This is a genomic window from Cellulomonas fimi (genome assembly GCF_028527925.1).
In the GTDB taxonomy this organism is placed as follows: domain Bacteria; phylum Actinomycetota; class Actinomycetes; order Actinomycetales; family Cellulomonadaceae; genus Cellulomonas; species Cellulomonas fimi_C.
This window is the reverse complement of the sequence record NZ_JAPESW010000092.1, coordinates 1-4239: the sequence shown is the minus strand read 5'-3', so window position 1 is coordinate 4239 and position 4239 is coordinate 1. Positions and strand designations below refer to the sequence as shown.

Sequence of the window (4239 nt, the reverse complement as noted above, 5' to 3'; positions counted from 1 at the left end):
GCCAGCACGTGACCGCCCGCGATGATCGCGACGTGGTCGCACATGCGCTGCACCAGGTCCATGACGTGCGACGAGAGGACCCGTCATGACCGGCCCCGGCAGCATCGGACGCGGTGCGGCGCTCATGGCGTCCGGCACCGCCGTCTCCCGGGTCACCGGGCTGCTGCGGATGATGGTGCTCGTCGCCGCGATCGGCGTCACCGGTGAGGCGGCCGACGCGTTCTCGGTCGCCAACAAGCTGCCGAACATCCTGTTCATGCTGCTCGCGGGCGGTGTGCTCAACGCCGTCCTCGTGCCGCAGGTCGTCCGCGCGTACAAGCGCGACGCGGGGCAGGAGTACGTCGACCGCCTGCTCACGCTCGGCTTCGTCGTGCTCGCCGCCGCGACCGTCGTCCTCACGTTCGCCGCCCCGCTGCTGGTCAACCTCTACGCCGACGCCGCACCTGCGCAGATGGCGCTCGCGACGACGTTCGCGTACTGGTGCATCCCGCAGCTCTTCTTCTACGGCGTGTACGCGCTGCTCGGTCAGGTCCTCAACGCGCGCGGCTCGTTCGGCCCGTACATGTGGGCGCCCGTCGTCAACAACCTCGTCGCGATCGCCGGCTTCGTCGCGTTCCTCGTCGTGTTCGGCAGCCCGGAGACGAGCGGGGTCGACCAGGCCTCGACGTGGACCTCCGGCCAGGTCGCGCTGCTCGCCGGGGTCTCGACCCTGGGCGTCGTCACGCAGGCCCTCGTGCTCGTCCCGTCGCTGCGGCGCGCGGGCGTCCGGTACCGCGTCCGGTGGGGGCTGCGCGGCTCAGGGCTCGGCCGCGCCGGCACGGTCGCGACGTGGACGCTGGTCGGCCTGGGCGTGGGGCTGCTCGGCAACGTCGTGGTCTCGCGCGTCGCGTCACGCGCACCGAGCGCCAGCGACGCCGCCGTGGTCGCGTCCAACAACGCGTACGACGTCGCGTTCTCCATCTTCATGCTGCCGCACTCGCTCGTGACGGTGTCGCTCGCGACGGCGCTCTTCACGCGACTTTCCGGGCAGGCGCACGACGAGGACGTCGACGGGGTGCGCGCGACCTTCTCCTACGGCGTCCGCGTCGTCGGGCTGTTCACCGTGGCGGCCGCGGGCCTGCTGCTCGTGCTCGCCCGGCCCGTGACCGACATCATCGCGTTCAGCGCCCCGGCCGACGCGGTCGACGCCACCGCGCGCGTCGTGCAGGCGATGGTCGTCGGCCTGCCCGCCTTCGGCGCGTGGTCGATGGCGCAGCGCGTGTACTACGCGTACGAGGACGCCCGCGGCATGGTGCCGATCCAGGTCGCGATGGCGGTGGTCGTCGCCGCCGGCACGGTCCTCGGCATGGCGCTCGCGCCCGCGTCGTGGTGGACCGCGTGCGCGGGTCTCGCGATGAGCGTCTCGTACCTCGTGGGAGCGGTCGCCGCGACCCGCCACCTGCGGCGCGTCCTCGGCCGCGTCGACGGCGGACGCATCATGCGGCTGCACGTGCGGGCCCTCGTCGCCGTGGTGCCCGCGGTCCTCGTGGCGTGGCTCGCGACCCGGGTCGTCGCGCTCGGGCTCCCCGACGGGCTCGTGCAGTCCGTGGTCACGTGCGCCGTCGCCGGCGGGCTCGGTGGTCTCGCCTACCTCGGTGCGCTGCGTCTGCTGCGGGTCGAGGAGCTCGACGGGCTGCTGCGGCCCGTGCGCGCCCGGCTGCGACCCGGCCGGCGCTGAGCCCTCGGCCCCCGGCCGGCCAGTCCCCGGGTGTCCGTTCCGTCCGGATAGCATGCCGGTCTGCCGTCGCCGTCGCAGGCCGCCGTCTACCATGCTGGTGAGCCCCCCGCCGCCCGCCCGTGGCGCCGACGGGGGCGGACGCACGTGAGCAACCGGAGGAGGTGCTGGTGAGCGAGGTCGGACGAGGCACCGTGCTGGCGGGCCGCTACCGCATCGTCGCGCCCGCACCCTCCGACCTCGACGGAGCCAGCGCCTGGCAGGCCACGGACCAGATCCTCGACCGCCCCGTGCGCGTCCGCGTCCTCGAGGCCGGGGCCGTCGCACCCGCGCTCGACGCGGCCCGCCGTGCGGCGCTCGTGACCGACGCACGGCTCGTGCGCGTGCTCGACGTCGGCACGCACGAGGGCGTCGGCTACGTCGTGTCCGAGCAGGTCACCGGCCCGTCGCTCGCGCAGCTCGTCGCCCGGGCACCGCTGACGCCCGACCAGGCGCGCGCCGTCATCGGCGAGGCCGCCTCCGCGCTCGAGGTCGCCCGCCGTCGCGGCGTCCACCACCTCGCGCTGCGGCCCTCCGTGCTCCACGTCAACTCCGACGGGCGCGTGCTGCTCGGCGGGCTCGCGCTCGACGCGGCACTGCTCGGCACCGCCGCGGGCGACGCGCGCGCGACCACGCGCACCGACACCGTCGGGCTCGTCCGCCTGCTGTACGCGGCCCTCACCGGCTGCTGGCCCGGGGGCGACCGCCGCGGCGCCGGGGACCCGCTGCCCGACGCGCCGTTCCTCGACGGGCGACCCGTCCCGCCGTCCGACCTCGTCGCCGGCGTCCCGGCGGACCTCGACACCCTCTGCGCGGTCACGCTCGGACCCCACGACGACGGCCCGCACAGCCCGGGCGAGCTCGTGCGCGAGCTCGAGCCGTGGGGCGAGATCCGCGCGGTCGCGTCGGTGCCCGACGCGACGGCCGTGCTCGGCGGCGCCGTCGCGGCCGCGGGCGAACCGTCGATCGCCGACATCGTCTCGCAGGACACCGAGCCGGTCCGCGTCCAGCGCCAGTCCGTGCGCAGCGCGTTCGACTCTCCCCCGCCCGGGTCCAACCGGCCCGGCACCCCGCCGCCCGCGGCCCCGTCGCGCTCCAGCGCGTTCGCCGCCGGACCGGGGGTCGGCGCGGCCGCCGCGGCCGCCGGCGGACCGCCGGAGTACGTCGATCCGACCGTGCCGGTCGCGCCCGGTCTCGTCACCGGTCCTCCCGGCCGCGACGCCTCCGCCACCGCGGTGTACGGCGCGGGGCCCGACGCCGTCGGGGCGACGAGCGTCCTGCCGGCCGGTGGTCCGCCGACCGCCGTCAGCCCGCCCACCGCCGCGCCCGGCGCGTTCGCGTCCCACGGCGCACCCGTGTCCGCCGCGGCCGCCTCCGTGCCGCGTGCACCCGTCGCCCACGTCCCGCCCCCGCCCGCTGCGAGGCCTGACGCTCCCGGCGGCACGCCCGTCCGTCGCCCGACGTCCGCGTACCGCGTCGACGGACCGTCCGGCCTGCCCCCCGTGCTCCCGCCCGACGACGGCATCGAGTCCTTCGACGAGCTCGGCTGGGACGAGCCCGCACCCGAGCGGCGGCGCTTCGACCCCACGAAGATCGTCCTCGCCGTCGTCGCCCTCGCCGTGGTCATCGGCGTCGTGCTCGCGTTCCGCGCGCTGTTCTCCTCCTTCGACCCCGGTTCGACGACCGCGGACCCCGACGGGGACCAGTCCCAGGAGCAGCCCGCCGAGTCGCAGGCGCCCGAGCAGCCCTCGGAGCAGCCCGGTGAGACCCCCGCGGCCGAGCCGCCCGCCGGCGCCCCGCCCGTCATCGCGTCCACCACGTCCTTCGACCCGTCCGACAGCGACGGCGAGCACGAGGAAGCCGTGGCCCGCGCCTACGACGGCGACCCGGGGACGTTCTGGTACACGCAGACGTACAAGCGCGACGACTTCGCCGGCTTCAAGAACGCCGTCGGCTACGTGGTCAACCTGCAGGGTCCGGCGACCGTCTCGAACGTGACGCTGCACGTCAACGGCAACGGCGGGAACGTCGAGATCCGGAACACCACCGCGGCCGACCCCGGCGGCGGCACGGTCCTCGCGTCCGGGCCCGTCGGCCCCGACACCGTGTTCGAGTTCGACCCGGTCGAGGCGTCCACCGTCGTCGTCTGGATCACGCAGTTGCCCACCGCCGCCGACGGGGGCTTCCGCCTCGAGCTCAACGAGATGTCGATCAGCTGACCCGTCGCCGCCACGCGCGGGCGCCGTCCGGACGTGGAACAGATCCGGCCTACGATCGGTTGAGCGAACAGCCCGCAGCCGGCACCCCGCCGGCCCGTCGTACCCCAAGGACTCACGTGAGCGACCAGCCCAGCACCGTGCGCGACCTCGTCATCGTCGGATCGGGCCCTGCCGGCTACACCGCGGCGATCTACGCGGCGCGTGCCGGCCTGGCGCCGCTGGTCGTCGCGGGCTCCGTGACCGCCGGTGGCGCGCTGATGAACACCA

General features: G+C 75.6%; 3 protein-coding genes and 1 pseudogene. 3 read left to right on the top strand and 1 reads right to left on the bottom strand.

Translation table 11 applies throughout. The features are described 5' to 3' along the window. A pseudogene (locus tag OMK64_RS19715) lies at positions 1–80 on the bottom strand (ABC transporter ATP-binding protein); the annotation flags it as partial. Positions 81–85: 5 nt separating this feature from the next. Here OMK64_RS19715 and murJ point away from each other — a divergent pair. The 3 genes from murJ to OMK64_RS19700 form a co-directional block, all read left to right on the top strand. Continuing rightward, positions 86–1717 carry a murein biosynthesis integral membrane protein MurJ gene (gene murJ / locus OMK64_RS19710; protein WP_272730053.1) on the top strand — a complete coding sequence of 544 codons (1632 nt, stop codon included), beginning with the start codon at positions 86–88 and terminating at the stop codon, positions 1715–1717. A gap of 167 nt (positions 1718–1884) precedes the next feature. Then, the gene (locus OMK64_RS19705) at positions 1885–3972 is read left to right on the top strand and encodes a protein kinase family protein (protein ID WP_272730052.1); all 2088 of its coding nucleotides are present in this window, start codon (positions 1885–1887) and stop codon (positions 3970–3972) included. 116 nt (positions 3973–4088) lie between these two features. Next, positions 4089–4239, top strand: a 151-nt coding sequence (locus tag OMK64_RS19700) for an FAD-dependent oxidoreductase (RefSeq protein ID WP_272730054.1), incomplete at its 3' end; no start/stop codon positions are given.

Excerpts from the sequence above, each read along its gene's own strand:
- murJ (WP_272730053.1), top strand. The coding sequence starts at position 86 with ATGACCGGCCCCGGCAGCATCGGACGCGGTGCGGCGCTCATGGCGTCC.